The 23,431-nt window shown below is 72.6% G+C and carries 24 protein-coding genes; 8 read left to right on the top strand and 16 right to left on the bottom strand.

The genetic code is table 11. From position 1 onward, the window contains the following. Window positions 1–16 precede the first annotated feature (16 nt). The 4 genes from ACIRQ7_RS17370 to ACIRQ7_RS17355 all read right to left on the bottom strand — a co-directional run bounded on the left by ACIRQ7_RS17370 (window position 17) and on the right by ACIRQ7_RS17355 (window position 3,620). Window positions 17–541 (bottom strand): LAETG motif-containing sortase-dependent surface protein, encoded by a 525-nt coding sequence (locus ACIRQ7_RS17370; protein ID WP_404263286.1) that lies wholly within the window; start codon window positions 539–541, stop codon window positions 17–19. A gap of 331 nt (window positions 542–872) precedes the next feature. Continuing rightward, window positions 873–2,156 carry a GTP-binding protein gene (locus ACIRQ7_RS17365; RefSeq protein WP_404263285.1) on the bottom strand — a complete coding sequence of 428 codons (1,284 nt, stop codon included), beginning with the start codon at window positions 2,154–2,156 and terminating at the stop codon, window positions 873–875. A gap of 5 nt (window positions 2,157–2,161) precedes the next feature. Beyond that, the gene (gene rpmF / locus ACIRQ7_RS17360; protein WP_401464892.1) at window positions 2,162–2,341 is read right to left on the bottom strand and encodes a 50S ribosomal protein L32; all 180 of its coding nucleotides are present in this window, start codon (window positions 2,339–2,341) and stop codon (window positions 2,162–2,164) included. A gap of 223 nt (window positions 2,342–2,564) precedes the next feature. After that, on the bottom strand, window positions 2,565–3,620 hold the full coding sequence (locus ACIRQ7_RS17355) for an NAD(P)-dependent alcohol dehydrogenase (RefSeq protein WP_404263283.1): 1,056 nt from the start codon (window positions 3,618–3,620) through the stop codon (window positions 2,565–2,567). A 118-nt stretch (window positions 3,621–3,738) separates the two neighbouring features. On the opposite strand from ACIRQ7_RS17355, the gene ACIRQ7_RS17350 reads away from it, so the two are divergent. Then, the gene (locus ACIRQ7_RS17350; RefSeq protein WP_403673576.1) at window positions 3,739–4,644 is read left to right on the top strand and encodes a helix-turn-helix transcriptional regulator; all 906 of its coding nucleotides are present in this window, start codon (window positions 3,739–3,741) and stop codon (window positions 4,642–4,644) included. 44 nt (window positions 4,645–4,688) lie between these two features. Here ACIRQ7_RS17350 and ACIRQ7_RS17345 read toward each other — a convergent pair whose 3' ends face one another. Beyond that, a complete protein-coding gene (locus tag ACIRQ7_RS17345; RefSeq protein ID WP_404263281.1) occupies window positions 4,689–5,267 on the bottom strand; it encodes a PadR family transcriptional regulator in 579 nt (192 codons plus the stop codon). 104 nt (window positions 5,268–5,371) lie between these two features. Here ACIRQ7_RS17345 and ACIRQ7_RS17340 point away from each other — a divergent pair, with 104 nt between their 5' ends. Next, on the top strand, window positions 5,372–5,806 hold the full coding sequence (locus ACIRQ7_RS17340) for a nuclear transport factor 2 family protein (RefSeq protein ID WP_404263280.1): 435 nt from the start codon (window positions 5,372–5,374) through the stop codon (window positions 5,804–5,806). A gap of 59 nt (window positions 5,807–5,865) precedes the next feature. On the opposite strand, the gene ACIRQ7_RS17335 is transcribed toward ACIRQ7_RS17340, so the two are convergent. From ACIRQ7_RS17335 to ACIRQ7_RS17320, 4 genes are all read right to left on the bottom strand, one after another. Continuing rightward, window positions 5,866–6,429 (bottom strand): TetR family transcriptional regulator, encoded by a 564-nt coding sequence (locus ACIRQ7_RS17335; protein ID WP_404263278.1) that lies wholly within the window; start codon window positions 6,427–6,429, stop codon window positions 5,866–5,868. A gap of 67 nt (window positions 6,430–6,496) precedes the next feature. Continuing rightward, on the bottom strand, window positions 6,497–8,017 hold the full coding sequence (locus tag ACIRQ7_RS17330) for an MFS transporter (RefSeq protein WP_404263276.1): 1,521 nt from the start codon (window positions 8,015–8,017) through the stop codon (window positions 6,497–6,499). A 194-nt stretch (window positions 8,018–8,211) separates the two neighbouring features. Then, window positions 8,212–8,418 carry a ferredoxin gene (locus tag ACIRQ7_RS17325; RefSeq protein ID WP_401464912.1) on the bottom strand — a complete coding sequence of 69 codons (207 nt, stop codon included), beginning with the start codon at window positions 8,416–8,418 and terminating at the stop codon, window positions 8,212–8,214. Between the two features lie 111 nt (window positions 8,419–8,529). After that, a complete protein-coding gene (locus ACIRQ7_RS17320; RefSeq protein WP_404263275.1) occupies window positions 8,530–9,771 on the bottom strand; it encodes a cytochrome P450 in 1,242 nt (413 codons plus the stop codon). Window positions 9,772–10,029: 258 nt separating this feature from the next. On the opposite strand from ACIRQ7_RS17320, the gene ACIRQ7_RS17315 reads away from it, so the two are divergent. Next, window positions 10,030–10,536, top strand: coding sequence for a MarR family winged helix-turn-helix transcriptional regulator (locus ACIRQ7_RS17315; RefSeq protein WP_404263274.1), 507 nt, complete (start codon window positions 10,030–10,032; stop codon window positions 10,534–10,536). A gap of 145 nt (window positions 10,537–10,681) precedes the next feature. On the opposite strand, the gene ACIRQ7_RS17310 is transcribed toward ACIRQ7_RS17315, so the two are convergent. After that, a complete protein-coding gene (locus tag ACIRQ7_RS17310; RefSeq protein WP_404263272.1) occupies window positions 10,682–11,848 on the bottom strand; it encodes an SPFH domain-containing protein in 1,167 nt (388 codons plus the stop codon). An 11-nt stretch (window positions 11,849–11,859) separates the two neighbouring features. Next, entirely contained in the window at window positions 11,860–12,111 is a 252-nt protein-coding gene (locus ACIRQ7_RS17305; RefSeq protein WP_401464924.1) for a hypothetical protein, read from the bottom strand. A gap of 295 nt (window positions 12,112–12,406) precedes the next feature. On the opposite strand from ACIRQ7_RS17305, the gene ACIRQ7_RS17300 reads away from it, so the two are divergent. Beyond that, the gene (locus ACIRQ7_RS17300; protein WP_404263270.1) at window positions 12,407–12,664 is read left to right on the top strand and encodes a hypothetical protein; all 258 of its coding nucleotides are present in this window, start codon (window positions 12,407–12,409) and stop codon (window positions 12,662–12,664) included. Between the two features lie 37 nt (window positions 12,665–12,701). Here the strand turns inward: ACIRQ7_RS17300 and ACIRQ7_RS17295 are convergent, their stop codons facing one another. After that, complete coding sequence (locus tag ACIRQ7_RS17295; RefSeq protein ID WP_404263268.1) at window positions 12,702–13,166, bottom strand: nuclear transport factor 2 family protein; 465 nt, start codon at window positions 13,164–13,166, stop codon at window positions 12,702–12,704. Between the two features lie 271 nt (window positions 13,167–13,437). On the opposite strand from ACIRQ7_RS17295, the gene ACIRQ7_RS17290 reads away from it, so the two are divergent. Next, window positions 13,438–14,055, top strand: a complete 618-nt coding sequence (locus tag ACIRQ7_RS17290; RefSeq protein ID WP_404263266.1) for a carbonic anhydrase — start codon at window positions 13,438–13,440, stop codon at window positions 14,053–14,055. Between the two features lie 177 nt (window positions 14,056–14,232). Beyond that, the gene (locus tag ACIRQ7_RS17285; RefSeq protein ID WP_404263264.1) at window positions 14,233–15,708 is read left to right on the top strand and encodes a SulP family inorganic anion transporter; all 1,476 of its coding nucleotides are present in this window, start codon (window positions 14,233–14,235) and stop codon (window positions 15,706–15,708) included. Window positions 15,709–15,748: 40 nt separating this feature from the next. Here ACIRQ7_RS17285 and rocD read toward each other — a convergent pair whose 3' ends face one another. The 3 genes from rocD to ACIRQ7_RS17270 all read right to left on the bottom strand — a co-directional run bounded on the left by rocD (window position 15,749) and on the right by ACIRQ7_RS17270 (window position 18,630). Further along, complete coding sequence (gene rocD, locus ACIRQ7_RS17280; protein WP_404263263.1) at window positions 15,749–17,005, bottom strand: ornithine--oxo-acid transaminase; 1,257 nt, start codon at window positions 17,003–17,005, stop codon at window positions 15,749–15,751. Beyond that, the gene (gene ddaH, locus ACIRQ7_RS17275; RefSeq protein WP_404263262.1) at window positions 17,002–17,904 is read right to left on the bottom strand and encodes a dimethylargininase; all 903 of its coding nucleotides are present in this window, start codon (window positions 17,902–17,904) and stop codon (window positions 17,002–17,004) included. The genes rocD and ddaH overlap by 4 nt, the downstream gene beginning before the upstream one ends. A gap of 222 nt (window positions 17,905–18,126) precedes the next feature. Further along, complete coding sequence (locus tag ACIRQ7_RS17270) at window positions 18,127–18,630, bottom strand: Lrp/AsnC family transcriptional regulator (protein ID WP_401464948.1); 504 nt, start codon at window positions 18,628–18,630, stop codon at window positions 18,127–18,129. 419 nt (window positions 18,631–19,049) lie between these two features. On the opposite strand from ACIRQ7_RS17270, the gene ACIRQ7_RS17265 reads away from it, so the two are divergent. Both ACIRQ7_RS17265 and ACIRQ7_RS17260 read left to right on the top strand, forming a co-directional pair. Continuing rightward, a complete protein-coding gene (locus ACIRQ7_RS17265; RefSeq protein ID WP_404263260.1) occupies window positions 19,050–19,874 on the top strand; it encodes a GntR family transcriptional regulator in 825 nt (274 codons plus the stop codon). Between the two features lie 153 nt (window positions 19,875–20,027). Next, complete coding sequence (locus ACIRQ7_RS17260; protein ID WP_404263258.1) at window positions 20,028–21,491, top strand: MFS transporter; 1,464 nt, start codon at window positions 20,028–20,030, stop codon at window positions 21,489–21,491. A 177-nt stretch (window positions 21,492–21,668) separates the two neighbouring features. On the opposite strand, the gene ACIRQ7_RS17255 is transcribed toward ACIRQ7_RS17260, so the two are convergent. Continuing rightward, complete coding sequence (locus tag ACIRQ7_RS17255) at window positions 21,669–23,033, bottom strand: amidohydrolase family protein (protein WP_404263256.1); 1,365 nt, start codon at window positions 23,031–23,033, stop codon at window positions 21,669–21,671. Window positions 23,034–23,431: the final 398 nt, after the last annotated feature.

Genomic DNA, 23,431 nt, shown 5'->3' with positions numbered 1-23,431 from the left:
GGTGCGGCGCGGGCCCTCAGGCGCGCCGGCGGCGGACCGCGTAGACGGTACCGCCGCCCACGGCGAGCAGCACGGCTGCGCCGCCGCTCAGCGCGACGGTGGTGGCCGGGGAGGCACCGGTGCGGGCGAGTTCGCCGGATCCGCCGCGGGCGCCACCGGGTGCGGCGCTGGGTGCGGCGCTGGGTGCGGCGCTCGGCCCGGAGCCGGGCCGGGACGGCTCCGCGCTCGGCTCGGGGCGCGAGGTGGACGGGGCGCTGGGCGCGGGGGTGCTGCTGGATCCGGGCTCGGGCGCCGCGGTGGGGCGGGCCGGGCTCGGGGTCGCGGGGGCGGGCGCCGGAGCCGTGCGGGCGGGCGTGGGGCGCTCCGCCGAGGGCTGCGGGGAGTCGGCGTACGCGGTGCCGGCCGCCGACAGCGAGGTGAGGGCGAGCGCCGCCAGCAGACCGGCGCCGGCCGCGCCGCGCAGGCGGCGGACGGCCGGCCGGGACGGGGCGGAGCCCGGCAGCGACGGACGGCAACTGGGGGCGGTGCGGGAGAGGTTCACGGTGACTGCTCCACGTTCGACGGGGCGGCGCCTGGTGGCGCCTTCACCTGTGACGACGTGCGGCGGGGGCCGGGGTTGCCGCCAGGTACAAGAAACTTCCGCGGGCGGGCCGGATGGGCTCGCGCCGCGGGCCGGCCCGGGACCGCGGCGGAGCGTCCCGCCGCCCCCGCTGCCCTCCCGCCCCCGCTGCCCTCGGCCCGCGCTCCGCGGCGCGGTGTCCGCGTCCCGGTCCCGCCGTCGGCGCCGACGCCGCTGGGCGGACCGGTGGCCGTCACGGGAGAGGCGACGGGCGCAGGAACGGAATGCGGCGGGAGCGGCGGCCGGGTGCCAACTACGCGACCGCGGCGGCGGGTTCGTGGTCCGGGGTGGCGCTCCGGTCGCCTTCGTGGTCGCAGGTCCCGTCCTCGGTGCCGGTCACGTCCCATGCCGGGAACGGGTCGTCGGTGGGTGCGGGGGCCGGCTCCCCGGGTGCCAGGAGGCAGGCGGTGAGGGCGGTGTGCAGGGGTTCCGGGCGCAGTCCGACACCGATGAAGACCAGCTCCTGTCCCGGCAGTTCCTGTCCGTGTGCCCCGCCGCTGCCGCCGTCGCCGGCGAGGACGCCCGCGGCCCCGTCGGCGTCCGCCGCGCCCACGCCCGACGGCTCGAAGCGGGCGACCGCGCCGGCCTGGGACCACAGGCCGGTGACGCGGGGGCGGGTGGCGAGCCGGAAGAAGCCCTTGGAGCGCAGGATCTGGCCGTACGCGCCGCTGTCCAGCCGCTCGGTGACGAAGTGCCACAGGCGGGCCGGGTGGAAGGCGCGGTCGGCGCGGAAGACGGTGCTGGAGATGCCGTACTCCTCGGTCTCCGGCACATGGTCGCCGTTGATCTCCCGGACCCAGCCGGGCGCCTGCTGGGCGCGTTCCAGGTCGAACCGCCGGGTGCCCAGCACCTCGGCGGGTGCCACCCGGCCCTGCCGGGCGGTGAGGATCCGGGCGGCCGGGTTGAGCCGGGTCAGTGTGGCCCGCAGGCGTATGACGGTCCCGGTGTCGACCAGGTCGGTCTTGTTGAGCACGATGACGTCGGCGAACTCGATCTGGTCCATGAGCAGGTCGCTGACCGTGCGGTCGTCGTCCTCGTACTGGTCGAGGCCGCGCTCGGCGAGGCCGTCGCCGCCGGTGAGTTCCGGCAGGAAGTGGGCGGCGTCGACGACGGTGACCATGGTGTCGAGCCGTGCCAGGTCGCCGAGGGTGGCGCCGTCGTCGCGCGGGAAGGAGAAGGTGGCGGCGACCGGCATCGGCTCGGAGATGCCGCTGGACTCGATCAGCAGGTAGTCGAAGCGGCCGGCGTCGGCCAGCCGCGCGACCTCTTCGAGCAGATCGTCGCGCAGGGTGCAGCAGATGCACCCGTTGGTCATCTCGACCAGCCGTTCCTCGGTGCGGGACAGTGCCGCGCCGCCCCCGCGCACCAGCGCGGCGTCGATGTTGATCTCGCTCATGTCGTTGACGATGACGGCCACCCGCAGGCCCTCCCGGTTGCCCAGGACGTGGTTGAGCAGGGTGGTTTTTCCGGCGCCGAGAAATCCGGAGAGCACGGTGACGGGGAGGGGCGGGCGGACGGCCGCCGGTCGCTGCGTCATGGTGGTCAGCCCGTCGGGCCGGTCGGGTCGATCAGCCCCAGCCGGTATGCCTTCACCAGGCGGCGCGGCACCTGGTAGACGGATCCGTCGACGGTGACGGGCACCAGCGGGGGCGGGGTCGCCTTCCACTGGGCGCGGCGGTGGCGGGTGTTGCTGCGGGAGAGCTTGCGCTTGGGTACGGCCATGGGTCCGGGGCCTCCTGGAGACGTGCGGGCGTCGGGAGGCGCCAGGCTATATGAATATGGGTACCGTTTTCAATAAGACGAGTCGCTGCCTCCGCCGCCACGGCGAACGCCCGGGACGGCCGTCGTACGGCCGTCCCGGGCGTCCACGTGGTCGAGGCGCCGACCCGGATCACCGACCCGGATCACCGACCCGGATCACCGACCCGGATCGGCGACGCGTCGATCAGATCGTGGAGGTGTCGATCACGAAGCGGTAGCGCACATCGCTCGCGAGCACCCGCTCGTACGCCTCGTTGATGCGGTCCGCGTCGATCACCTCGATGTCCGCGGCCAGTCCGTGCTCACCGCAGAAGTCGAGCATCTCCTGCGTCTCCTGGATGCCGCCGATCAGCGAGCCGGCTATCGACTTGCGCCGCTGGATCAGCGCGAACGGCGTGACGGGCAGCGGGTTCTCCGGCACGCCGAGCTGGACCAGGGTGCCGTCGGTGCGCAGCAGGCCCAGGTAGTCGTTCAGGTCCAGGTTCGCGGAGACCGTGTTGACGATCAGGTCGAAGGTGCCCGCGAGGTTCAGGAACGTGGCCGGGTCGGAGGTCGCGTAGTAGTGGTCCGCGCCGAGGCGCAGGCCGTCGTCCTTCTTGCGCAGCGACTGGCTCAGCACGGTGACCTCCGCGCCCATCGCGTGCGCGATCTTCACGCCCATGTGCCCGAGGCCGCCGAGACCGACGACCGCGACCTTCTTGCCGGGTCCTGCCTGCCAGTGGGCGAGCGGGGAGTAAAGGGTGATGCCGGCGCACAGCAGCGGGGCGGCGGCGTCCAGCGGGATGGTCTCCGGGATGCGGAGCGCGTAGTTCTCGTCGACGACGATGTGGGTGGAGTAGCCACCGTGGGTGGGCTCGCCGTCGCGGCCGGTGGCGGCGTAGGTGCCGACGTTGCCGAGGTCACCGGTGCAGTACTGCTCCAGGCCGTTGCGGCAGTTCTCGCATTCGCGGCAGGAGTCGACGAAGCAGCCGACGCCGACCCGGTCGCCCGCGCGGTAGCGGGTGACCTCGGAGCCGACCTCGGCGACCAGGCCGGCGATCTCGTGGCCGGGGACGATCGGGAACGTGCCGCCCTCGCCCCACTCGGCGCGGACGGTGTGGATGTCGGAGTGGCAGATGCCGGCGTACTTGATGTCGATCAGGATGTCGTGGGCACCCAGTTCGCGGCGCGGAATCGTGGTCCGCTCCAGCGGGGCCTTCGGTGCGGGTGCGGCGTACGCGGCGACAGAGGTGTGTGTCATGCCATCCAGCGTGCGGTCTTCCGATACGCGTAACCAGTGCACCCTTGTACGTATGCATGCCCTTCCTACCACTGGCGGGACCACCCAGCCCGACCGTGACCGGACGCATACTGCGGTCATGGACCAGCGCACCGAATTGAGCGAGTTCCTGCGGTCCCGGCGGGCCCGGCTGCGCCCGCAGGACGTCGGACTCCCCGACCACGGCCGGCGCCGCGTCCCCGGGCTGCGGCGGGAGGAGCTGGCGCAGCTGGCCGGGGTCAGCGTCGCCTACTACATCCGCCTGGAGCAGGGCCGCGGCCAGAACGTCTCCGCCGCCGTGCTGGACGCGATCGGCAACGTCCTGCGGCTGACCGGTGCCGAACGCGACCACCTCACCCACCTCGCCCGGCCGGTCTCCCGCCGGAGGCGCCCCGCCGCGGGCCGCCGGCCGCAGCGGGTGCGCCCCGCGCTCCAGCAGATGATCGACACGATGGACGGCATGCCGACCTACGTCATCGGGCGGCGGCTGGACGTCATCGGCTGGAACCGCCTCGCCTGTGCGCTGCTCGGCGACTTCGCGGCACTGCCGCCCGAGCGCCGCAATCTGGCCTGGCATGTCTTCCTCGACCCCGCGGCGCGTGACCTGTACGAGAACTGGGACGCCAAGGCCGCCGATGTGGTCGGCTATCTGCGGCGCGACGCGGGCCGCAATCCGGACGACCCGGAGCTCGCCTCGCTGATCGGCGAACTCTCCCTGAAAAGCGTCGAGTTCAGGAAGCTCTGGGCCGCGCACGACGTCCAGGACAAGGGCTTCGGCGTGAAGACCCTCAACCACCCCCTGGTCGGCCGGCTGACCCTGGCCTACGAGACCCTGACGCTCCCCGCCGACCCCGACCAGCAACTGATCACCTACCACGCCGAACCGTCCTCTTCCTCGGCCGAGTCCCTGCGGCTGCTGGCGTCGTGGACGCTGGAGTCGCCGGAGGGGGCGCGGGGAGCGGCGCAGGGCGTGTCACCGGAGGGGACGGACGCGGCCGAGCGCTGAGGCCGTCCCGGCGGCGGGACGGCCCCGGGGCGACGCCGTGCGGATCAACCCCGGCCGTGCTGCCCCGGGGGGTCGTTCCGCGCCCGCAGCACCCCCGCGATCCGTTCGCACCAGTCGCGCGTCTCCTGTTCGAAGCCGAGGCCGCGCAGGCAGGTCAGATACGGGCCGATCCGGGTGCCGTGCGCCAGGAAGGCGGCCTCGTCCAGGTCGCCGCGCAGTCGCGCGAGGATCTTGGTGAAGAGTTCCGCCTTGGCGGCGGCGAGCGCGGCCCGCTCGTCGAGCTGCCCGATCACCGCGGTGGCGTCGATGTGGTCCACCGCCTGCACCTTCACCAGCAGGTCGTCCCGGATGAACGACGGCTTGGACGAGTGGGCGGCGAACCGCTCCAGCTCGGCGAGGCCCGCGTCGGTGACCTGGAAGAGCCGCTTGTTGGGCCGGGTCTCCTGCACCACCTGGCGTCCGGCGACCAGCCCGTCCGTCTCCAGCTTGGCCAGCTCGGCGTAGAGCTGCTGCGGCATGGCGTGCCAGAAATTGGCGACGCCGACGTCGAAGGCCTTGGCCAGTTGGTAGCCGCTGTACTCGCCGTCCAGCAGCGCGGCCAGTACCGCGTGTTTGAGCGCCATCGCGGCGACCCCTTCCCTTACTCAAGAATATGACTAATCATAGTGGTGACTATGCGAGTCGGTGGGCAGGTGCCTGTGGGCGCGGCGAACAGTGAGGAGTCATCATGGCGACGGCGACGGCGGAACGCTTCAGGGCAGCGGTGGAATCGGGCGAACTCGGCGCGCTGGACGAGCTGTTCACCGAGGACATCCGCCTCTACAGCCCGGTGAAGTTCACCCCCTTCGAGGGCCGTCCGACGGTGCTCGGCCTGTTCGGCGTGCTGCTGCGCACCTTCGAGGACTTCCGGTACGTGGGCGAGCTGGCCGGTGAGGCGCAGACGGCGGCAGGGCCGGACGGCGGGGAGGCCGCGTCGACGATCCTGATCTTCCGGGCCACCGTCAACGGCAAGCAGATCCACGGCATCGATCTGCTCCAGTACGACGAGGCGGGCCTGATCAAGGAGTTCACCGTGATGGTGCGCCCGCAGTCCGCGGTGCAGGCGCTGGGTGAGGCGGTGCTGTCGGGCCTGGTCGCGGACGGGCTCGTCCCGCAGGGGTAGGCGGGGGCAGCCGTATCGCCGGGCCGCCGGGCGGGCGGCCGGGTGGTGCGGTGCGCCGCTCAGCCGGTGAGCAGCTGCTGCAGGGCCGGGGCGTAGAGATCGGCCAGCCTGTCGGGCGCGGCCAGCGACGCGGCGCCGGTGCGGTGGATGCTGAGGGTGGCGCCCAGGCCGAGCAGCTGGCCGGCGATCAGTTCGGCCCGCAGGGCCGTGTCCGGGCCGGTCAGCAGGGTGGCGAGCCGGTCGGTGATCTGCTCCTGGAAGCGGTCGCGCAACAACGAGCGTTCATCGCTGATGCCCAGCGAGAAGACGACCCGCAGGAGCGGATCGCCCTGCTGGGCGCGGCGCCGGCCGACGAGCGTGAGCACCAGATGGCGGCCGAGTTCGGGGAGCGGCGCGGAGAAGAGCTCATCGGCGGCGGGGCCGAAGTCGGCCACGGCGGTGAACAGGTGCTCCTTGCTGCCGAACCGTTTGACGATCAGCGAGGCGCTGACCCCCGCGTCGGCCGCGATAGCGCGCAACGTGACCTCGGCGTAGGGGCGGAGCGCGAAGGCCCGGCGGGCGGCCCGCAGGATGGCGATGCGGCCCGGGGCCGTGTCGGGGCCGGGGGCGGCCTGAGCGGTCATGCGTCCTCCTGGGTGAGCGCCGTCCGCCCAACGGGGCACGGCCGCAGGCCTTTTCCGGCCATACCGGTCACGGCTTCCGTACCGTACCGGTCACGACGGCGCCACCGCCCGCCGTCTTTGTCCCGGCGCCCAGGGCCGTACGGTCCGCCCCCTCCGAGGGGTGAGCCCGGCGGCCCGGCAGGCACAGGGTGACGGCGAGGGCGAGCAGCGCGGCGCCCCCGGCGATGAGGAAGACCAGCAGGTACGCGTGCAGGGTCGGCGCGGTCCGGCCGCCCGCCCGGAAGGTGACGTTGGCCAGTACGGCGGCGACCGCCGCGCTGCAGAACGCCTGGCCGACCGAGCGCATCAGGGTGTTGAGGCCGTTGGCCGCGCCCGTCTCGCCGGCCGGTACGGCGCGCATCACGAGCGCGGGCAGCGCGGAGTAGCCGAGGGCCGTGCCGGACGCCACGACCGTGGCACCCGCGATGATCATCCAGAGTTCGTGGCTGGTGAAGAACCGTACGGCGTAGCCCACGGCCATCAGCGCGGAGGCCAGCGCCAGCGTCACCTTGGGGCCGTGCTTCGCGGAGATCCGGGCCGACACCGGGGACAGCGCCACCATCGACAGCCCGCCCGGCAGCAGGCACAGCCCGCTGACGACGATCGACGCGCCCAGCCCGTAGCCGGTGCTCCGCGGCTCCTGCACCATTTGCGCGGTGGCCAGCGAGTTCGCGTAGAAGGCGAAGCCGATCAGCAGCGCGGCGATGTTCGCCAGCAGCACCGCGGGACGTGCCGAGACCCGCAGATCGACCATCGGCGAGACCGTACGCAGCTCGTACGCGCCCCAGAACAGCGAGATCACCACGGCCGCGACGAGCAGCCCCACGGTGCGCACCGACATCCAGCCCCAGTCGGCGCCCTGCGTCACGGCGAGCAGCAGGGCGACCAGGGCGCAGGTCAGCCCGAGCGTGCCCAGGACGTCGAAGCGGCCGCGCGAGCGCAGCGGCGACTCGGGGACGCAGCTCAGCACCAGCACGATGTCCAGCACCCCGAGCGCGCCCGACACCCAGAACATGGTGTGCCAGTTGAAGTGCTCGATGACCAGCGCGGCGACCGGCAGGCCGACGGCGGCGCCGATGCCCAGCGTGGAGCTCATCAGCGCCACCGACGACAGGACGCGTACCGGCGGCAGTTCGTCGCGCATGATGCTGATGCCCAGCGGCACCACCGCGAGCGCCGCGCCCTGCAGCGCGCGACCGGCGATCAGCACCCCGATCTGCGAACTGACCGCACACAGCACGGAGCCGAGCACCAGCACGCCCAGCGAGATCAGCAGCACCCGGCGCTTGCCGTACATGTCGCCCACCCGGCCGAGCACGGGGGTGCAGATCGCGCCGGTCAGCAGGGTGATCGTGACCAGCCAGCTGGCGGTGGCCGGGGTGGCGCCGGTGAGTTCCGGGATGTGCGGCAGGAGCGGTACGACGAGCGTCTGCATGAGGGCCACGACCACGCCGCAGAACGCCAGGACGGCGACGAGTGCGCGGGGGTGGTGGGTCTCGGGGGTCTCGGGCGGCTCGGGTATGGCTCCGGGTGCGGCTCCTTCGGTCATGACTCCTCCGGGCATGGCTCTCCGTACGGCCGAGGGCGGGCCGGGCGGGCGGGAACGCGGACAGGGGTGCACATGCGTTCACCCCGAGTTCCCAGGGTAAACGCATGTGCACCCCCATAGGGCCGCGTATGCCGGACTTCCGCGTCAGAGCCCCTTGGCCGCACGGCGGGGCGCCGGTGGGGCGCCGTCCGGGCTCACACCCGTTCGGCCTGCTCCACCGCTATCGCGGCGGCCGGACAGATGGCCGCGGCCTCGTGCACCGCGTCGTGCAGATCGGCCGGCGGCTGCGCGTCGAGGAGGACGACGATGCCGTCCTCGTCGCGCTGGTCGAAGACGTCCGGCGCCGCCAGCACACAGCTTCCGGCGCCGCAGCACTTGTCCTGGTCAATGACGATGCGCATGGTTCGCTCCATGGTTTTGCCGGCCGTCAGCGGCCGGGCGAGCAGGGGATACGGGCAGGGGCGAGGAGGCCGGTGTGCGGCGGCGGCCCCGGTGGGACCCGGGTGCGGCGCTCACCAGGCGATCGGCAGGGCATGGACGCCGTAGACGCCCATGTCGTGACGGAACGGGATCTCCTCGAAGGCGGCGTCCAGCCGCAGGCCGGGCAGCCGGCGCAGCAGCGTCTCCAGCGCGATCTGCAGCTCGATACGGGCGAGCGGCTGGCCCAGGCACTGGTGGACGCCGAAGCCGAAGGCGACGTGCCGGCGGGCGTCGCGGCCCACGTCCAGCGTGTCCGCCGCGGGGAAGGCGTCCTCGTCGCGGTTGGCCGTGTTGATCATGCACAGCACGCCCTCACCGGCGGGGATGGTGCGGCCGCCGACGGTGACGTCCTCCGTGGCGACCCGGGAGACGCCGTTGTGGACGATCGAGAGATAACGCAGCAGCTCCTCGACGGCGCCCTTGATGAGCGTCGGGTCGTCACGCAGCTTGGTCAGCTGCGCGGGGTTGCGCAGCAGCGCGAGGATCGACAGGGCCGTCATGTTCGCCGTCGTCTCATGGCCCGCGACCAGCAACAGCCGCCCCATGGAGGCGATTTCCTCGAAGTCGAGCTCGCCGCGGGCGACCAGCCGGCTGACGATGGCGTCGTCCGGGTCGCGCTGCTTGGACTCGGCGAGGCGGACGAGATAGCCGAGCAACTCGTCCTGCGAGACGCGTACTTCCTCGGCCGTCGAGCGGAGGCTGAGCAGGATCCGGCTGCGCTCCTGGAAGAAGGCGTGGTCCTCGTACGGGACGCCGAGCAGCAGGCAGATCACCAGGGACGGCAGCGGCAGCGCGAACTCGGGGACCAGGTCGGCCGAGGTCCGCCCGTCGGTCATCCGGTCCAGCAGGTCGTCGGCGATGCGCTGTACCTCCGGGCGCATCGCCTCCACCTTCTTGACCATGAAGTCGGCGGTGAGCATGCGGCGCAGCCGGGCGTGCGACGGGTCGTCCATGCGGATGAAGCTGGGGCTGCTGCGGCCGACGAGTTCCCGCAGGCCGGCGGTGAGGAAGGGGAATCCGGGGCGGGTGGCGTCGGCGCTGAAGCGCGGGTCGCCGAGTACGGCCCGTACGTCCTCGTGGCGGGTGACCAGCCAGCAGGACGAGCCGTCCCAGAGGGTCGCGCGGGTGACCGGCTCCTCCCGTCGCGCCTGCTCGACGGCGGGTGCCGGATCGAAGGGGCAGCCGCCGGCTCGGGGGGCGGGGACGGAGAGGGGGGCCGGGGCCTGTCCCGGGGCCGCTGCTCGGTTCGGTTCGGTACGTTCTGCGGTCGTCATTCGGCTGGTCCTTCCACGATCGGGACACGGTGCTGCCGTGCCGAACGGTGCGGGTTACGCCACTCTTTGACGGGCCGTCACCTGGAGGGTGAGGCTCTTCAGAATTCATTACCTAACTTAAGCAAGTAAGTTGTTTCACACGGTAACCCACGTCTCGGCGGGCGGGGAAGGGGCCGCCGGGGCATGCGTGAGGTTGGCTCAATCCCGACCGACGATCACGGTGACCGTCCCGTCGGCGAGGGCCGCTAAAGTGCCCCCATGCCGGACCCCGCGAGAGCCCAGGACCCCATCGTCGCGCTGCAAAGAGTGCTGGCCACGCTGTCCTACCTCGTCACGCGGTCGCAGTCGCACGAGCGCCAGGCGGCCCTTGCCGGGGTCAAGGCGGGGCGCTCCGACCTCTATTTGCTGATGGCCCTGGACAGCAAGGGGGGCGGCAGCCGGGTGGGCGATCTGGCCGCCCTGCTGATGGTCGAGCCCTCGCATGTCACGCGCCAGATCGGCCAGTTGGCGGCCCAGGATCTGGTGGAGCGCACCCCGGACCCGCAGGACCGCCGGGCCCGGCAGGTGGCGATCACCCCGCGCGGCAAGGCCGTGCTCGAACGCCTGCAAGAGGCCGGGCGGGCCATCCTCCACCAGGCCCTGGACGATGTCGGCGACGCCGATATCGCCACCACCGTCACCGTGCTCAACCGGCTCGTGGACAAGGCCCGAGCGGTCGGCACCCATGACCCGGAGCAGGCGGGGGCGGGGCCGGAGCAGGCCTAGGGTCTGTCGTTGGGATCACGCCGGGCCCGCGGGGTCCGGCGTGATCCCAACGACAGACCCCAGCCTCCCCGGTCAGCCCGAGGGGGCCGGCAGGAGGCATCCTCCTGCCGGCCCCCTCGGGCTGACTGACCACCGGATCGTGCCGCTATTCGATCTCGACGCGGCCGTTGCCCGCCTTGCCGGAGTTCGGCCGGCCGGCGTCGCCGTTCCTGTCCGACGCGCCCTCGGGGGCCGGGGTACCGAGATTCCGGCGGACCGAGTCGAGGATCGTCAGACCCTGGCCGACCAGGCCCGCGGCGATCTCGCCGAGCCCGTCCGTGCCGTTGAGGACGTTGACATTGGCGCCCGCCAGGCCGGCGGAGGCTTCCTTGACGATCTGCGGGAGCTGATCGATGATCATCCGGTCCAGCGCCACCCGGTCGTACGAAGCGGCGGCCTCGGCCTGGATCTTCATCCGCTCGGCCTCGGCCATCGCCAGCAACCGGATCCGCTCGGCCTCCGCCTCCGCCGGCTTGACGACCTCCGCGACCAGCTCCTGCTGACGCAACCGGGCCGCACGCTCGGCGAGTTCGGTCTGCGCGGCGAGCACCTCCTGCTGGGCGTGCGCCTGCGCCAGCGGGCCCGCCTGCGCGGCCTGTGCCTGCGCGCGGTCGACCTGGGCGGAGTACTCGGCCTGGACGACGGCGGTCTGCCGGGAGTACTCGGCCTGGTTACGCGCCGCCTCCTGCTGCGCCTCGACCGATGCCTGGGTGGCCTGGGCCTGGGCGATCTGGGCCTGCCGCTGGATGGCCGCCTTGTGCGGGGCGGACATCGCGTCGATGTAGCCGGTCTCGCCGTCGTCGATGGACTGGATCTGGAGCGAGTCGACGATCAGGCCGATCTTCGCCATCTCGGTCTTGGAGGTTTCCAGGACCTCGGTGGCCAGCTTCTGCCGCTCCGTGACGATCTCCTCGACCGTCATCGACCCGATGATGGACCGCAGATGACCGGCGAAGATCCGGCCGGTCAGCACCGACATCTGGTCCTGGTCGGAGAGGAACCGCTGCCCGGCGTTGACCACGCTCTCGGTGTCGTTGCCGACCTTGAAGGCGATCACCGCGCGGACCGTCAAGGCGATGCCCTGCTTCGTCACGCAGGTCTCGGCGACCTCGGCCTCACACATCGACAGGGTCAGGAAGCGGACCTTGCGGAAGACCGGCAGCACGAACTTGCCGTGCCCTGTCACCACCCGGAACGGAGCGCCCCCCTGACCACGCCTGCCTCCCGAGATCAGCATGGCTTCATCGGGGGCAGGAACGCGGTAACCGAACATCCTTCGTCTCCTCAACCTGCGTTGCCGGCATCACCGGTCAACGCGTCCAACGGATCAGTCCACTCGATGACGTCGACCTGGCGGCTGCCACGGGACTCGATCACGAGCACGGTCGCCCCTGCGGGGAGGGGCTCGGCGGACCAGGCGAGGAAGGCCTCCGAGCCGCCCCTGATCCGCACCAGAACCTCACCTGGGCCTGCCGCCCCGCGAGTGCCGATCAGCAACTCCCCGGTACAGCCGATCACGGCTTCGTCCTGCGCCATCAAGGCTGCCTCTCCCCGTTCCGACCCTGAAAAAACGACCTTAGCGCTCCGGCGAGCGGCGGCCTATGCCGGGACAGGGCGAGTTGGGAAGCCGTGCGGCGGTGGGAAAAGTACCGGTTGGCGGGGAGGGCAAAGGGGGGATAAACGGGTGGGCAAGAACCCGTCTTTTCGGGGGGATCGGCTGCCGGGCGGGAGCGCGGCGGGGCGAGATCCCGGAGCCGGAGCGGGAGCCGGTCACCGCATTCGGTGGTGAAATCCTGGAACGCTCATTCCAAGACAGGGCCAAGCACGGTTCGTGCCAAGGGAGTTGGTACGAGACCCGGCCGACCTCACCCACCCCGGCGACCGGGCCGGCCCCACCCACCCCGCCGCTCTCTCCGATGCGGCCGTCGCCGCGGCGGCCCTGGCCGGGGGAGTGAAGGTGCAGCCGCTGTCCTGGCGCGGCCAACGCCCGTCCCGCCCCGGCCTCGTACTCGGCTACGCCGCGCGCTCCCCGTCGGAGATCGCCGAGGGCGTGGCCACCCTCGGCGCCCTCGTCCGACGACCGGGCTGAGCGTGCCGGGCAGGGGCGAGCGGTGCGTCGGGCGTGCTCACCGGACCGGGAGCGGAGCCCCCTTCTCGGAATCCGGTCGCGGGCCGAAGATCCGCCGCTCGGACTCCGTGATCGCGACGTCGTGGATACCGGCCTCGCGGCGGCTCATCAGCCCGTCGCCGGAGAACTCCCACAGCTCGTTGCCGTAGCTGCGCCACCACTGCCCGGCCGCGTCATGGCACTCGTACTGGAACCGCACCGCGATCCGGTTGCCGCCGAACGACCAGAGCTCCTTGCGCAGCGCGTAGTCGCGTTCGCGGTCCCACTTCTGGCGCAGGAAGGCCACGATGGCGGCGCGGCCGGTGAGGAAGGTGTCGCGGTTACGCCATACGGAATCCTCGGTATAGGCGAGCGCGACGCGCTCGGGGTCCCGGGTGTTCCACGCGTCCTCCGCGGCCTGCACCTTCCGCAGCGCGCCGGCCTCGTCGAACGGCGGAAACGGTGGGCGTGACGGCGTCGTCATGCCGGGCTCCTCTCGTGGGCTGGGACGGCCATTGTGGGCCCCCTCCCCGCACGGATCCCTCTTCCGGATCCCGCCCGCGCACCCCCCTTCCGGCCGGCTTTCCGCCCCGGCTTCCCGGCGGCCTTCAGCTCCGCTTCAGGATCACTGCGCCATGGTGTGCCGCAGGTGCTCACCGAGCGCCCCCGGCGGCATCACGACCACACCGGGTCACCGCCGTCATGACCCGACCACACCACGCGCCCACGAGGGCGAGTAGGAGGCAGGCCACTCCATGCAGCAACTCACCGCGCACGCCCGTACCTTCGAGCGCCGGTGCGCCGATCGCGCCGAGGAATTCCGCCGGTTGGGCGCCGGGCAGTCCCCGCAGGCCCTGTTCATCACGTGTTCCGACTCCCGCGTCGTGCCCTCGCTGATCACCGGCGCCGGCCCCGGCGACCTGTTCGAGCTGCGCACCGCGGGCAACATCGTCCCGGCGTACGGAAATCCGCACCCCGCGGGCGAAACCGCGACCATCGAGTACGCGGTGCGGGTGCTGGGCGTACGGCACATCGTCGTCTGCGGGCACTCGCACTGCGGGGCGGTCGGTGCCCTGGTGCGCGGCGACGACCTGAGCGGCGCGCCCGCGGTCCGGGGCTGGCTGGAGGCCGCCGCCCCGGAGCGGCCGCACGGGCCGGCCAGGGACGCCGGAGCGGTGGACGTGGCCGGGCCGGACCTCGCGGACGCCGTTCAGCGGCACGCGCTCGTGCAGGGCGAGCGGCTGCGGGCCTACCCGTGTGTGCGGGAAGCGATGGAGGCCGGCCGGCTCTCCCTGGACGTCTGGTTCTACGAGGTGCACACGGGCGCCGTCCGCAGTCACCGCCCGGACAGCGGGACCTTCCAGCCGCTGTAGCCGCCGCGAGCCTCACCGGCCTCACCGGCCACCCCACCGCACCGTCACCCCCACCCTCGCTCTCCCCTCACTCCTCACCCCTCCCGGAGGGATCGAAGACCCATGCCGTCCTCAGCCACCACCCCCACCACCTCCCCGCCCACGCCCCCACCGCCGTCCAGGTTCCGGCTCCCCCGGATGAGTCCCACCACGGTGCGGCGTGACGTCCTCGCCTCGCTCGTCGTCTTCCTCGTCGCCGTCCCGCTGTGCGTCGGTGTCGCCGTCGCCTCCGGCGTGCCCGCCGAACTCGGGCTGCTCACCGGCATCGTCGGCGGCCTCGTCGTCGGCTGCCTGCCGGGCAGTTCGTTCCAGGTCAGCGGCCCGGCGGCCGGGCTGACCGTCCTGGTGCACGAGGCGGTGCAGCAGTACGGGCTGGGGGCGCTCGGTGCGATCGTGCTCGCCGCCGGCGTCCTGCAACTGGCACTCGGCGCGCTGCGCTGCGGACGGTGGTTCCGGGCGATATCCGTCGCCGTGGTCCAGGGAATGCTGGCCGGTATCGGCCTGATCCTGGTCCTCGGCCAGGTCTACGCGATGGCCGACGCGAGCCAGCCGAGCACCGGACTCGCCAAGATCACCGGGCTGCCGGGGCTGGTCGCGCACCTCGTGAGCACTCCCGAGGCCGTCTCGGCGTTCGGCATCGGCGTGGGCACCCTCGCCCTCCTCGTCCTGTGGAAGCGGCTGCCGGCCAAGGTGCGTCTGGTGCCGGGACCGCTCGCGGCCATCGCCGTCGCCACCCTCGTCACCGCCGTGTTCAAGCTGCCGGTCGCCAAGGTCGAGGTGCACGGTCTGCTGGCGTCCATCCAGCCGCCCGACGCGGGCGCACTCGGCGGGCTCGCGCAGCTGTCCGTCATCGGAACGGTTCTCGCCTTCGCCCTCATCGCCTCGGCGGAGAGCCTCTTCAGCGCCGCCGCGGTCGACCGGATGAAGGACGGGGCGCGTACGGACTACGACAAGGAGCTGATGGCACAGGGCGCGGGCAACGCCGTGTGCGGGATGCTCGGCGCGCTGCCGATGACCGCGGTGATCGTACGCAGCGCGGCCAACGTCCAGGCAGGCGCCCGCACCAAGCTCTCCCGGATCCTGCACGGCGCCTGGCTGCTGCTGTTCGCCGCGCTGCTCCCCACCGCGCTCGGCATCGTCCCGCTGGCCGCGCTCGCGGCCGTGCTGGTGCACGCCGGGGCGAAGCTGGTGCCTGTACGGCAGGTGTCGCAGCTGTGGCGGGAACACCGGGGCGAAGCGGTGATCCTCGGGGTGACCGCGGGCGCGATCGTCTTCACCAACATGTTCGAGGGTGTGCTGCTCGGGCTGCTGCTCGCCGTCGTGAAGACCGCCTGGGAGACGTCCCATGTGCAGGTCGAGGTGCGGGAGCCGGCGGACGGCCGGGGTACCGTCGTCGCCCTCAGCGGCAACGCGACCTTCCTGCGGCTGCCCAGGATCCTGGACGCGCTGGAGGCGCTGCCGCACGACCGGGCCGTCGAACTGGACCTGACGCGGCTGCGCCACCTGGACCACGCCTGCCGCACCGCGCTGGACGGCTGGGCCGCGCAGCGCAACGACGCGGCGCCGGTGGCGGTGTCCGAGCCGGCCGGGAGGGCCGGGGCGGGAGTCGGCTGACCCTGCCGTCGTCCGCCGCCCCGGCCACCGCCGCCGGGAGCTACGCCAGCGCCCGCTCCAGGCCGCCCAGTGCCGACTCCAGCTCCTCGCGGGTGATCGTGAGGGGCGGGGCCAGCCGGATGGTGGAGCCGTGGGTGTCCTTGACCAGGATGCCTTCCTTCATGAGGCGTTCGCTGATCTCCCGGCCGGTGCCGAGGGCCGGGTCGATGTCGACGCCGGCCCACAGGCCGCGGGCGCGGAAGCCCGTGACGCCCTTGCCGGTCAGCGCCGCCAGCCCGGACGTCAGCACCTCGCCCAACTCGGCCGCCCGGCGCTGGAATTCACCGGTGGCGAGCAGCTCGATCACGGCCGAACCGACCGCCGCCGACAGCGGATTGCCGCCGAACGTCGACCCGTGCTGGCCGGGGCCGAGCACCGCGAGCACGTCGCGCCGGGCGACGACGGCCGAGACCGGGACGATGCCGCCGCCGAGCGCCTTGCCGAGCAGCAGGACGTCCGGGACGACGGATTCGTGGTCGACGGCCAGGGTGCTGCCGGTGCGGCCCAGGCCGGACTGGATCTCGTCGGCGATGAAGAGGCATCCGGCGCGGCGGGTCAGTTCGCGTACGCCGGTGAGGTAGCCGTCGTCCGGGATGACGACGCCCGCCTCGCCCTGGATCGGTTCGATCAGGACGGCGGCCGTCGTCTCGTCCACGGCCGCTTCGAGGGCGGCCAGGTCGTTGTAGGGGACGATGCGGAAGCCCGGGGCGAACGGCCCGAAGCCGGCGCGGGCGGTCTCGTCGTTGGAGAAGCCGACGATCGTGGTCGTCCGGCCGTGGAAGTTGTCGGCGGCCACCACGATCGTCGCCCGGTCGGCCGGCACGCCCTTCACGTCGTACGCCCACTTGCGGGCGACCTTGATGCCGCTCTCCACCGCCTCGGCGCCGGTGTTCATCGGCAGCACCATGTCGAGGCCGGTCAGCTCGGCCAGGCCCTCGGCGAAACCGGCCAGCTTGTCGTTGTGGAAGGCGCGGGAGGTGAGGGTGAGCTGGTCGAGCTGGCGGTGCGCGGCCTCGATCAGGGCCGGGTGGCGGTGGCCGAAGTTGAGGGCGGAGTAGCCCGCCAGCATGTCGAGGTAGCGGCGCCCCTCGACGTCCTCCACCCAGACGCCCTCGGCGCGGGCGACCACGACGGGCAGCGGGTGGTAGTTGTGCGCGAGGACCGGGCCCTCGGCGCGGATCAGGTCCTCGGACGAGCGCGGGGCGCGGGCACCGGGGGAGTCGGTGGCGGGGGCGCTGATGCGGGTGGGCGCAGTCATGAACGGATCTCCTGAGTGCAGCACTTGATGCCGCCGCCGGCCTTGTGGAACTCCGACAGGTCGACGGGGACGGGGACGTAACCACGGCGGGTGAGCTGGTCGATGAGGCCGCTCGCCCGGGGTGCGACGAAGACATGGCGGCCGTCGGAGACGGAGTTGAGGCCGAAGGCCATCGCGTCCTGCCGGGTGGCGATCACCGCCCGGGGGAACAGTCGTCGCAGTACCTCGCGACTGCCGTACGAGAAGGCCTCGGGGTAGTAGGCGATGTTCGCGTCGGTGCGGCCGCCGGTCCCGTCAGCGCCCTCACTCCCGTCCGCGAGGACGAACAGGGCGGTGTCCAGGTGGTAGAAGTACGGGTCGATCAGCTGGAGCCCGATCGTGGGCACCCCGAAGAACTCCTGCACCTCGTCGTGCGCCGCGCGCGTCGTGCGGTAGCCGGTGCCCGCGAGGATGTACGGGCCGACCGGGACGAGATCGCCCTCGCCCTCGCACAGCGACTCCGGACGGTAGACCTCGTACCCCGTGGCCTTGAACCAGGTGTCGTACTCGGTCGACTCCGGCCGGCGCTGCGGGGCGTGGAAATTCGACCCGAAGACCCGGCCTTCCACGACGAGCGCGGCGTTCGCCGCGAACACCATGTCGGGCAGGCCGGCGGCCGGCGGCACGGACTCCACCGTGTGGCCGTGGGCGCGGTAGGCCTGGATCAGGGTCTCCCACTGGGAGGTGGCCAGTTCCGTGTCGACCTGCGCGTCCTCGCGCATCCAGGGGTTGATGGCGTACTGCACGTCGAAGAACCGGGGCTCGCAGACCAGATAGCGCCGGGGGCGCGGCGCGCGGTCCGGACGGGGTGGCTCCGGATTCGTCGATACCGGCCCTGCCGGTACGGGATTCGTCGGCACAGAAGGATCCCTTCGCTTCCTACGGGTGACCGGGTGACCGGGTCGGTGGCGCGGACCGGGTCGGCCGGGGGTGGTGACCGTTGTCCGGTGAACGCCGGCCGTTATGCGGCGGCCGGTCACCGGAAGTGACCTCGGGTGCACTCAACGGTAAGGAGCGAGGGAGGCGGACGACAAGGAGGAAAGGCTGCTTTCAGGCGCAGGAATGCTGCGTGAAGAGCCTGCTCAGGAGTGGTTTGCTGCGCCGTTCAGCGCGGAGTGCCGGGCGCCGGCCTCCGGCGCCTCCGGCAGCAGGTGCGACAGCACCATGTAACTGATCGTCTTGCGGATGAACGGCTCCGCCCGGATCCGCTCCAGCACCTCCTCGAAGTGCCCGACGTCGGTGGCCCGCACATGCAGCAGGGCGTCCGCGCCGCCGGTGACCGTCATGGCCGCGGCGATCTCCGGGTGGTTGCGCACGACCTCGGCGATACGGCGGGGCGGTGCCGCGCCGTCGCAGTACACCTCCACATACGCCTCGGTGAGCCAGCCCAGCGCGGCCGGCTGGACGGTGGCGGTGAACCCCGTGATCACGTTGTTCTCCCGCATCCGGTCCACCCGCCTCTTGACCGCGGTGGCCGACAGGCCGATGGCCGTACCGATCTCCGCGAAGCTCGTCCGGGCGTTCTCGATGAGCGCCGCAACGATCTTGCGGTCCAGGTCGTCGAAAGGTGCGGGCCTGTAACTCATGCGGCGCGGGCCTCCTGCTCCGTCTGCTCCGTTGCCGGGGTGGTCGCCTGATCCTGCACCGGGGCCGGTGCCGCCTCCGGTGCCTGATCCTGCGCGAGTTCCGCGATTGTCTCTTCCCGCCATGCGGTATCGGCGCGACTCGTCGCACGGGCAGCAACAGCATTCCCCCGCGGAGTGTCCCGCGTCGGCCGACCGGTGGCGTATCCCGCCGACCGGTCGGCAAACCTCCAGGTCATGGCATCATCGCAGGTCAAAGACGGTGGCGTAACGTCGCGGCAACATTGCTCGCCTAGCGTCGGTATCCGTCCGGCGGGCACACAGCCCGCGTGGCCGGGCCGCATCCGATGTCGGTACCCGTGTGGGTACCTGTGCCCGTGCGTTCGTGCCCATGATCGTGACCGTGTGAGCGAGGAGGGGCCATGGACGAGCCGACGCCGGGCGGCGGGGCCGGTGAGCCGCTGACCCGGGCCGACCGGGCCCGTACGGTCGCGAACGTGCTGCGCCGGCAGGTCCTGCGCGGCGCCTTCCCCGCGGGTGTACTCCCCGACGAACGGGCCCTGATCGCCGAATTCGGCACCACCCGCAACACCGTGCGGGAGGCTCTCGGCCTGCTGCGCGACGAAGGGCTCGTCGAGCGCCGCCGGGGCGTGGGCACCGTGGTCGTCGGCCGCGCGTACGAGCATCCGCTCGGGGAGCTGTCCGGCCTCGCCGAGGTCCTCCAACGGCACGGCGCCGTCGTCAACGAGGTGCGCGCGGCCCGCACCGTGCAGCCACCGCACGCGGTCGCCCGGCGGCTGGAGCTGCCCGAGAAGAGCCCGGCCGTCTACCTGGAGCGGCTGCGCCGGGTCGACGGCACGGCCCTGTCCCTGGACTGCACCTACCTCACCCCCGAGGTGGGCGACCCGCTCCTGGCACTCGTACGGGAAGCTCCCGACACCCTGGAGCGCCACGACGTCTTCGACCTCATCGAGACCGCGGCCGGTATGCCTCTGGGCAGGGCCGAGATCTCCGTACAGGCCATGGTCGCGGACCCGGCGACCTGCACCGTGCTCGACATGCCCTCCGGCGGCGCGGTCCTCGCCGTCGAACGCCTCACCCGACTCGCCGACGGCCGCCCCGCCGACCTGGAATTCATCCACCTGCGGGGCGACCGTCTGACCCTGCACGCCACGCTCGACCGGGCCAAGGGAGCGCCGCGCGCGGCCGGCGCCGAGGGTGCGGAAGACCGTGCCCGCCGCACCTGACTCCTCTCCCCGGCACGGGCGTTGAAGGAGGTCTCTCCCTTGGCCCGCTCCGACCCTGTTCGTGTCCCCGCCCCTGTCCCGGACCCCGAACGGTCCGCAGCGTCACCCTCATCAGCCGCGGCATCCGCATCGGGCACACCATCCGCCCCTCCCGTGACCACGTCCGCCCACGGCCGTCCACCGCTCCTCACCACGCTGGCCATGTGCCTGTGCGTCACCCTGGTGGTCGGCATGGTCTCCGCCGTGAACCTGGCCATCCCCGACCTGTCGGCGGGCGAACTGCACCCGTCCGCCGAAGCGGTGGTGTGGGTCGTGGACGGCTATGTCGTCCTCTTCGCCTGCCTGCTCGTGCCCGCCGGTGCGCTCGCCGACCGGCGGGGCCGCAAGGGCACACTGATGTGCGGCATGGGAGTCTTCACGCTCGGCGCCGTGATCTGCGCCGCCGCCCCGCACGTCTCCGTACTGATCGCCGGACGCATGATCAGCGGCATCGGCGCGGCCGCCGTACTGCCCACCACGCTCGCCCTGCTCGTCGACGGCCTGAGCGACCGGCCGCGGCGCCGGGCCATCGCCGTCTGGGCGTCCATGACCGGCCTCGCCGCCGTCCTCGGGAACGTCGGGGGCGGCGCGGCCCTCCAATTCGGCACCTGGCGCACCCTGTTCCTCTGCCTGATCCCGCTCGCGCTGGCCGCGCTGCTGCTGGTGGCCGCCGCGGCCCCGGCCACCGCCCGCCATCCGCGGCCCGCCGCGCCGCTCGGCAGCCTGCTGCTGACCGCCGGATTCCTGGCCCTGCTGTACGGCATCGTCTCCGCGCCGCAGTCGGGCTGGTCGGATCCCGCGGTCCTCGGCCCGCTCGCCGCCGCGGCGCTGCTGCTGACCGCCTGGGCCCGGCACGAACTGCGCGCCGCCCACCCCTTGCTGGACCCCCGGCTCTTCGCCCGGCCCGCCGTACGGGCGGGCGCGCTGGGCATGGCCGCCCTGTTCACGGGCATGTTCGGGCTCTTCTACCTCAACGGCCAGTACCTCCAATACGCCAAGGGATACGGGCCGTTCGGCGCCGGGGTGCGGCTGCTGCCGATGGCCGTCGCGCTGCTGGCCGGGCCACGCTGCGGCCTGCTGCTGGAGCGGGTCTGCGGCCGGCGGGGCACGGTCGTCGTCGGGATGCTGGTCCTCGCCGGCGGACTGTGCACGGTCTCCGCCGCCGACGCCCGCACCCCGTACGCCCTCTACGCCCTCGGCGCCGGGCTGACCGCCCTCGGCTGCGGCATCGCCACCCCGCTGCTCTCGCACACCATGATGGCCGCGCTGCCACCGGACCGGGCGGGCACCGGATCCGGACTCCAGAGCCTGGCGAGGGAGGTGGGCAGCGCCCTCGGCATCGCCGTGACCGGCACCCTCACCACCGCGGTCTTCACCGCCCGGCTGCCCGCACCGCTGGCGGGGCCCGGCCACCCGACGACGGTCGCGGCGGCCTGGGCCCGGACGACCGACGCGGAACTGCACGCCGCGGTCATCGATGCCTTCACCGCGGGCCTGCACACCGCGACGCTCGCACTGGCCGCCGCCATCGCCCTGGTCGCGGTGGCCGTCGCGCGGTGGATCCCGGCGGGGCGGTGAGGTGGGCCCCGGGGTGCGCGTCCGCCCCGGGGCCCACGCCGTCCGCGCGTGTCCTGTTCGCCGTCGCCCTGATCCAGGGCCCGTTGCCGCAGTGACGGCCAAGGGCGGTGGGGCGCCCGCCCGGGGGAGTGCCCCCGGGCGGGCCACCGGTCGGCGTGCGGTCGGCACGCGGCCGGGTCACCTGGCCGTCGTCGGCTCCACCCGCTGAAGGTCTGCCCGGCGTACGACCTCCGGGCCGACCTCGGCCGCCCGCGCCACCAGGGCCGGGCCGTCCCAGTCCCGCGGCCAGCCCTTCCACAGCCGGAGCTTGCCGTCCACCACCACCGCGGTGATCTGATCGCGGTTCGCCAGGCGGACGAGTTCCCACTCCAGGTCCCAGGAGGGCGTCATCTCCGGGACGTTCACGTCCACGACGAGGAAGTCGGCGGCCTTGCCGGCCGCGATCTCACCGGTCACCTTGCCCAGCCCCAACGCGTCGGCACTGAGCGACGTCGCATGCTCCAGCCACATCCGGCCCGCGCCGCACGAGGAGTCGCCCGACGCCATGCCGTACGCCAGCCGCTGCGCGGTCTCCGCGGCGTCGACCAGCCGGAATCCGTCGCCACGGGTGCCATCGGTACCCGTACCGAACCGCACCCCCATCGCGGCCAGCATGGTGGCGTGCGCGACGGCATTGCCCTTCCAGGCGCTGGCCACCGGGTTGTAGCTGATCGCCGCGCCGGAATCGGCCAGCATCCGCATCTCGCCGGGAGTGAGCAGTGTGGCGTGTGAGCCCAGGGTGTGCGGACCGAGGGCTCCGAGGTGGTGCAGATACTCGACCGGGCGCCGGCCCACGCTCTTCAACGACCGTTCCACGGACGCGAGATGCTCATTGACGTGGATCTGCAGCACCGCGCCGGCCTCGCCGCACAGATCCGCCGTCCGCTTGATGACCTTCCCGGTCGCGTCCTCGGGGACGGCGATCGCCAGCGACGGATGGATCAGCGGATGCGCCTCCCACCGCCCGAGATGCTCCTCCCCGCCCTTCCCCTGGGAAACGATCTTGGAGAGCACGCAGCGAACACCGGCCTCCTCGGCCCCTTTCGCCACCACCGCCACATCCACCGGGGCCCGCGTCCCGGCATCCGCGACGGTCGTGAAGCCGCCCCGCAGCGCCTCCAGCGCGGCCAGCTTCGCCGAGAGATAGGCGCTCTCCCCGTCGAGCGCGTGCTCCAGCGGCTCCCATATCGTCTTGAAGATCTCCGACGGCTGCCCGAACGACTGGGCCTTCCCGAAGCTCTGCGTCAGATGGTGATGCGCGTCGACGAATCCCGGCATGATCAAGTGCCCGTCCAGCCGCACCGGTTCCAGCTCGCGGTGCGCGGCGATGAGCTTGCGGGCCGGCCCGACCTCCCGGAACTTGCCCCCGTCGACGAGCACGGCCTGCCCCCGCACCGGCCCCTTGGGCAACATCAACCACTCCGGCACGAGCAGCTTCTTCCCGCTCCCGCTGAACTGCCCCGGCCGCACCGCCTCGCCCGGCTTGCCACTCCCCGCACCCACCCCCGCAACCCCACTCCCCACACTCGTCCCCACACTCGTCCCGGCACTCGTACCGGCACTCATCCGCGTACTGGCACTCGCGCGCGCCTCGGACGACGCCCCGAGCAGCCCTCCCGCCCCGGCCACCCCCACCCCGACCAGAAAACCGCGCCGCCCGACCCCACCCGCCCCGGCGGACCCACCGTCTCCCTGCCGCCCCAGCTCCTGCCCAGGCCCCAGCTCCTGCCCAGGCCCCAACTCTCGCCCGGACACCGCTTCCCGCTGCTGCCGCTCTTCCGGCCCCCGCGCCTCGTCCCGCTCTTCCGGCCCCTGCTGCCGCCGCTCATCCGTCAAGTCACTCGCCCGCTTCCTGCTCCGGCTCAACGCGCCCGTCATGAGGTGGACCTCCGCCCACGAGC

It is taken from the genome of Streptomyces sp. NPDC101393, from assembly GCF_044767385.1.
GTDB lineage: Bacteria > Actinomycetota > Actinomycetes > Streptomycetales > Streptomycetaceae > Streptomyces.
Note: the sequence above shows the minus strand (reverse complement) of the source record. Positions and strands in the feature narration are given on the sequence as shown.

Bases quoted from the DNA above. Each gene is read 5' to 3' on its own strand.
- ACIRQ7_RS17365 (WP_404263285.1), bottom strand. From the start codon at position 2,156: ATGACGCAGCGACCGGCGGCCGTCCGCCCGCCCCTCCCCGTCACCGTG.
- rpmF (WP_401464892.1), bottom strand. From the start codon at position 2,341: ATGGCCGTACCCAAGCGCAAGCTCTCCCGCAGCAACACCCGCCACCGC.
- ACIRQ7_RS17355 (WP_404263283.1), bottom strand. From the start codon at position 3,620: ATGACACACACCTCTGTCGCCGCGTACGCCGCACCCGCACCGAAGGCC.
- ACIRQ7_RS17350 (WP_403673576.1), top strand. From the start codon at position 3,739: ATGGACCAGCGCACCGAATTGAGCGAGTTCCTGCGGTCCCGGCGGGCC.
- ACIRQ7_RS17345 (WP_404263281.1), bottom strand. From the start codon at position 5,267: ATGGCGCTCAAACACGCGGTACTGGCCGCGCTGCTGGACGGCGAGTAC.
- ACIRQ7_RS17340 (WP_404263280.1), top strand. From the start codon at position 5,372: ATGGCGACGGCGACGGCGGAACGCTTCAGGGCAGCGGTGGAATCGGGC.
- ACIRQ7_RS17335 (WP_404263278.1), bottom strand. From the start codon at position 6,429: ATGACCGCTCAGGCCGCCCCCGGCCCCGACACGGCCCCGGGCCGCATC.
- ACIRQ7_RS17330 (WP_404263276.1), bottom strand. From the start codon at position 8,017: ATGACCGAAGGAGCCGCACCCGGAGCCATACCCGAGCCGCCCGAGACC.
- ACIRQ7_RS17325 (WP_401464912.1), bottom strand. From the start codon at position 8,418: ATGCGCATCGTCATTGACCAGGACAAGTGCTGCGGCGCCGGAAGCTGT.
- ACIRQ7_RS17320 (WP_404263275.1), bottom strand. From the start codon at position 9,771: ATGACGACCGCAGAACGTACCGAACCGAACCGAGCAGCGGCCCCGGGA.
- ACIRQ7_RS17315 (WP_404263274.1), top strand. From the start codon at position 10,030: ATGCCGGACCCCGCGAGAGCCCAGGACCCCATCGTCGCGCTGCAAAGA.
- ACIRQ7_RS17310 (WP_404263272.1), bottom strand. From the start codon at position 11,848: ATGTTCGGTTACCGCGTTCCTGCCCCCGATGAAGCCATGCTGATCTCG.
- ACIRQ7_RS17305 (WP_401464924.1), bottom strand. From the start codon at position 12,111: ATGGCGCAGGACGAAGCCGTGATCGGCTGTACCGGGGAGTTGCTGATC.
- ACIRQ7_RS17295 (WP_404263268.1), bottom strand. From the start codon at position 13,166: ATGACGACGCCGTCACGCCCACCGTTTCCGCCGTTCGACGAGGCCGGC.
- ACIRQ7_RS17290 (WP_404263266.1), top strand. From the start codon at position 13,438: ATGCAGCAACTCACCGCGCACGCCCGTACCTTCGAGCGCCGGTGCGCC.
- ACIRQ7_RS17285 (WP_404263264.1), top strand. From the start codon at position 14,233: ATGAGTCCCACCACGGTGCGGCGTGACGTCCTCGCCTCGCTCGTCGTC.
- rocD (WP_404263263.1), bottom strand. From the start codon at position 17,005: ATGACTGCGCCCACCCGCATCAGCGCCCCCGCCACCGACTCCCCCGGT.
- ACIRQ7_RS17270 (WP_401464948.1), bottom strand. From the start codon at position 18,630: ATGAGTTACAGGCCCGCACCTTTCGACGACCTGGACCGCAAGATCGTT.
- ACIRQ7_RS17265 (WP_404263260.1), top strand. From the start codon at position 19,050: ATGGACGAGCCGACGCCGGGCGGCGGGGCCGGTGAGCCGCTGACCCGG.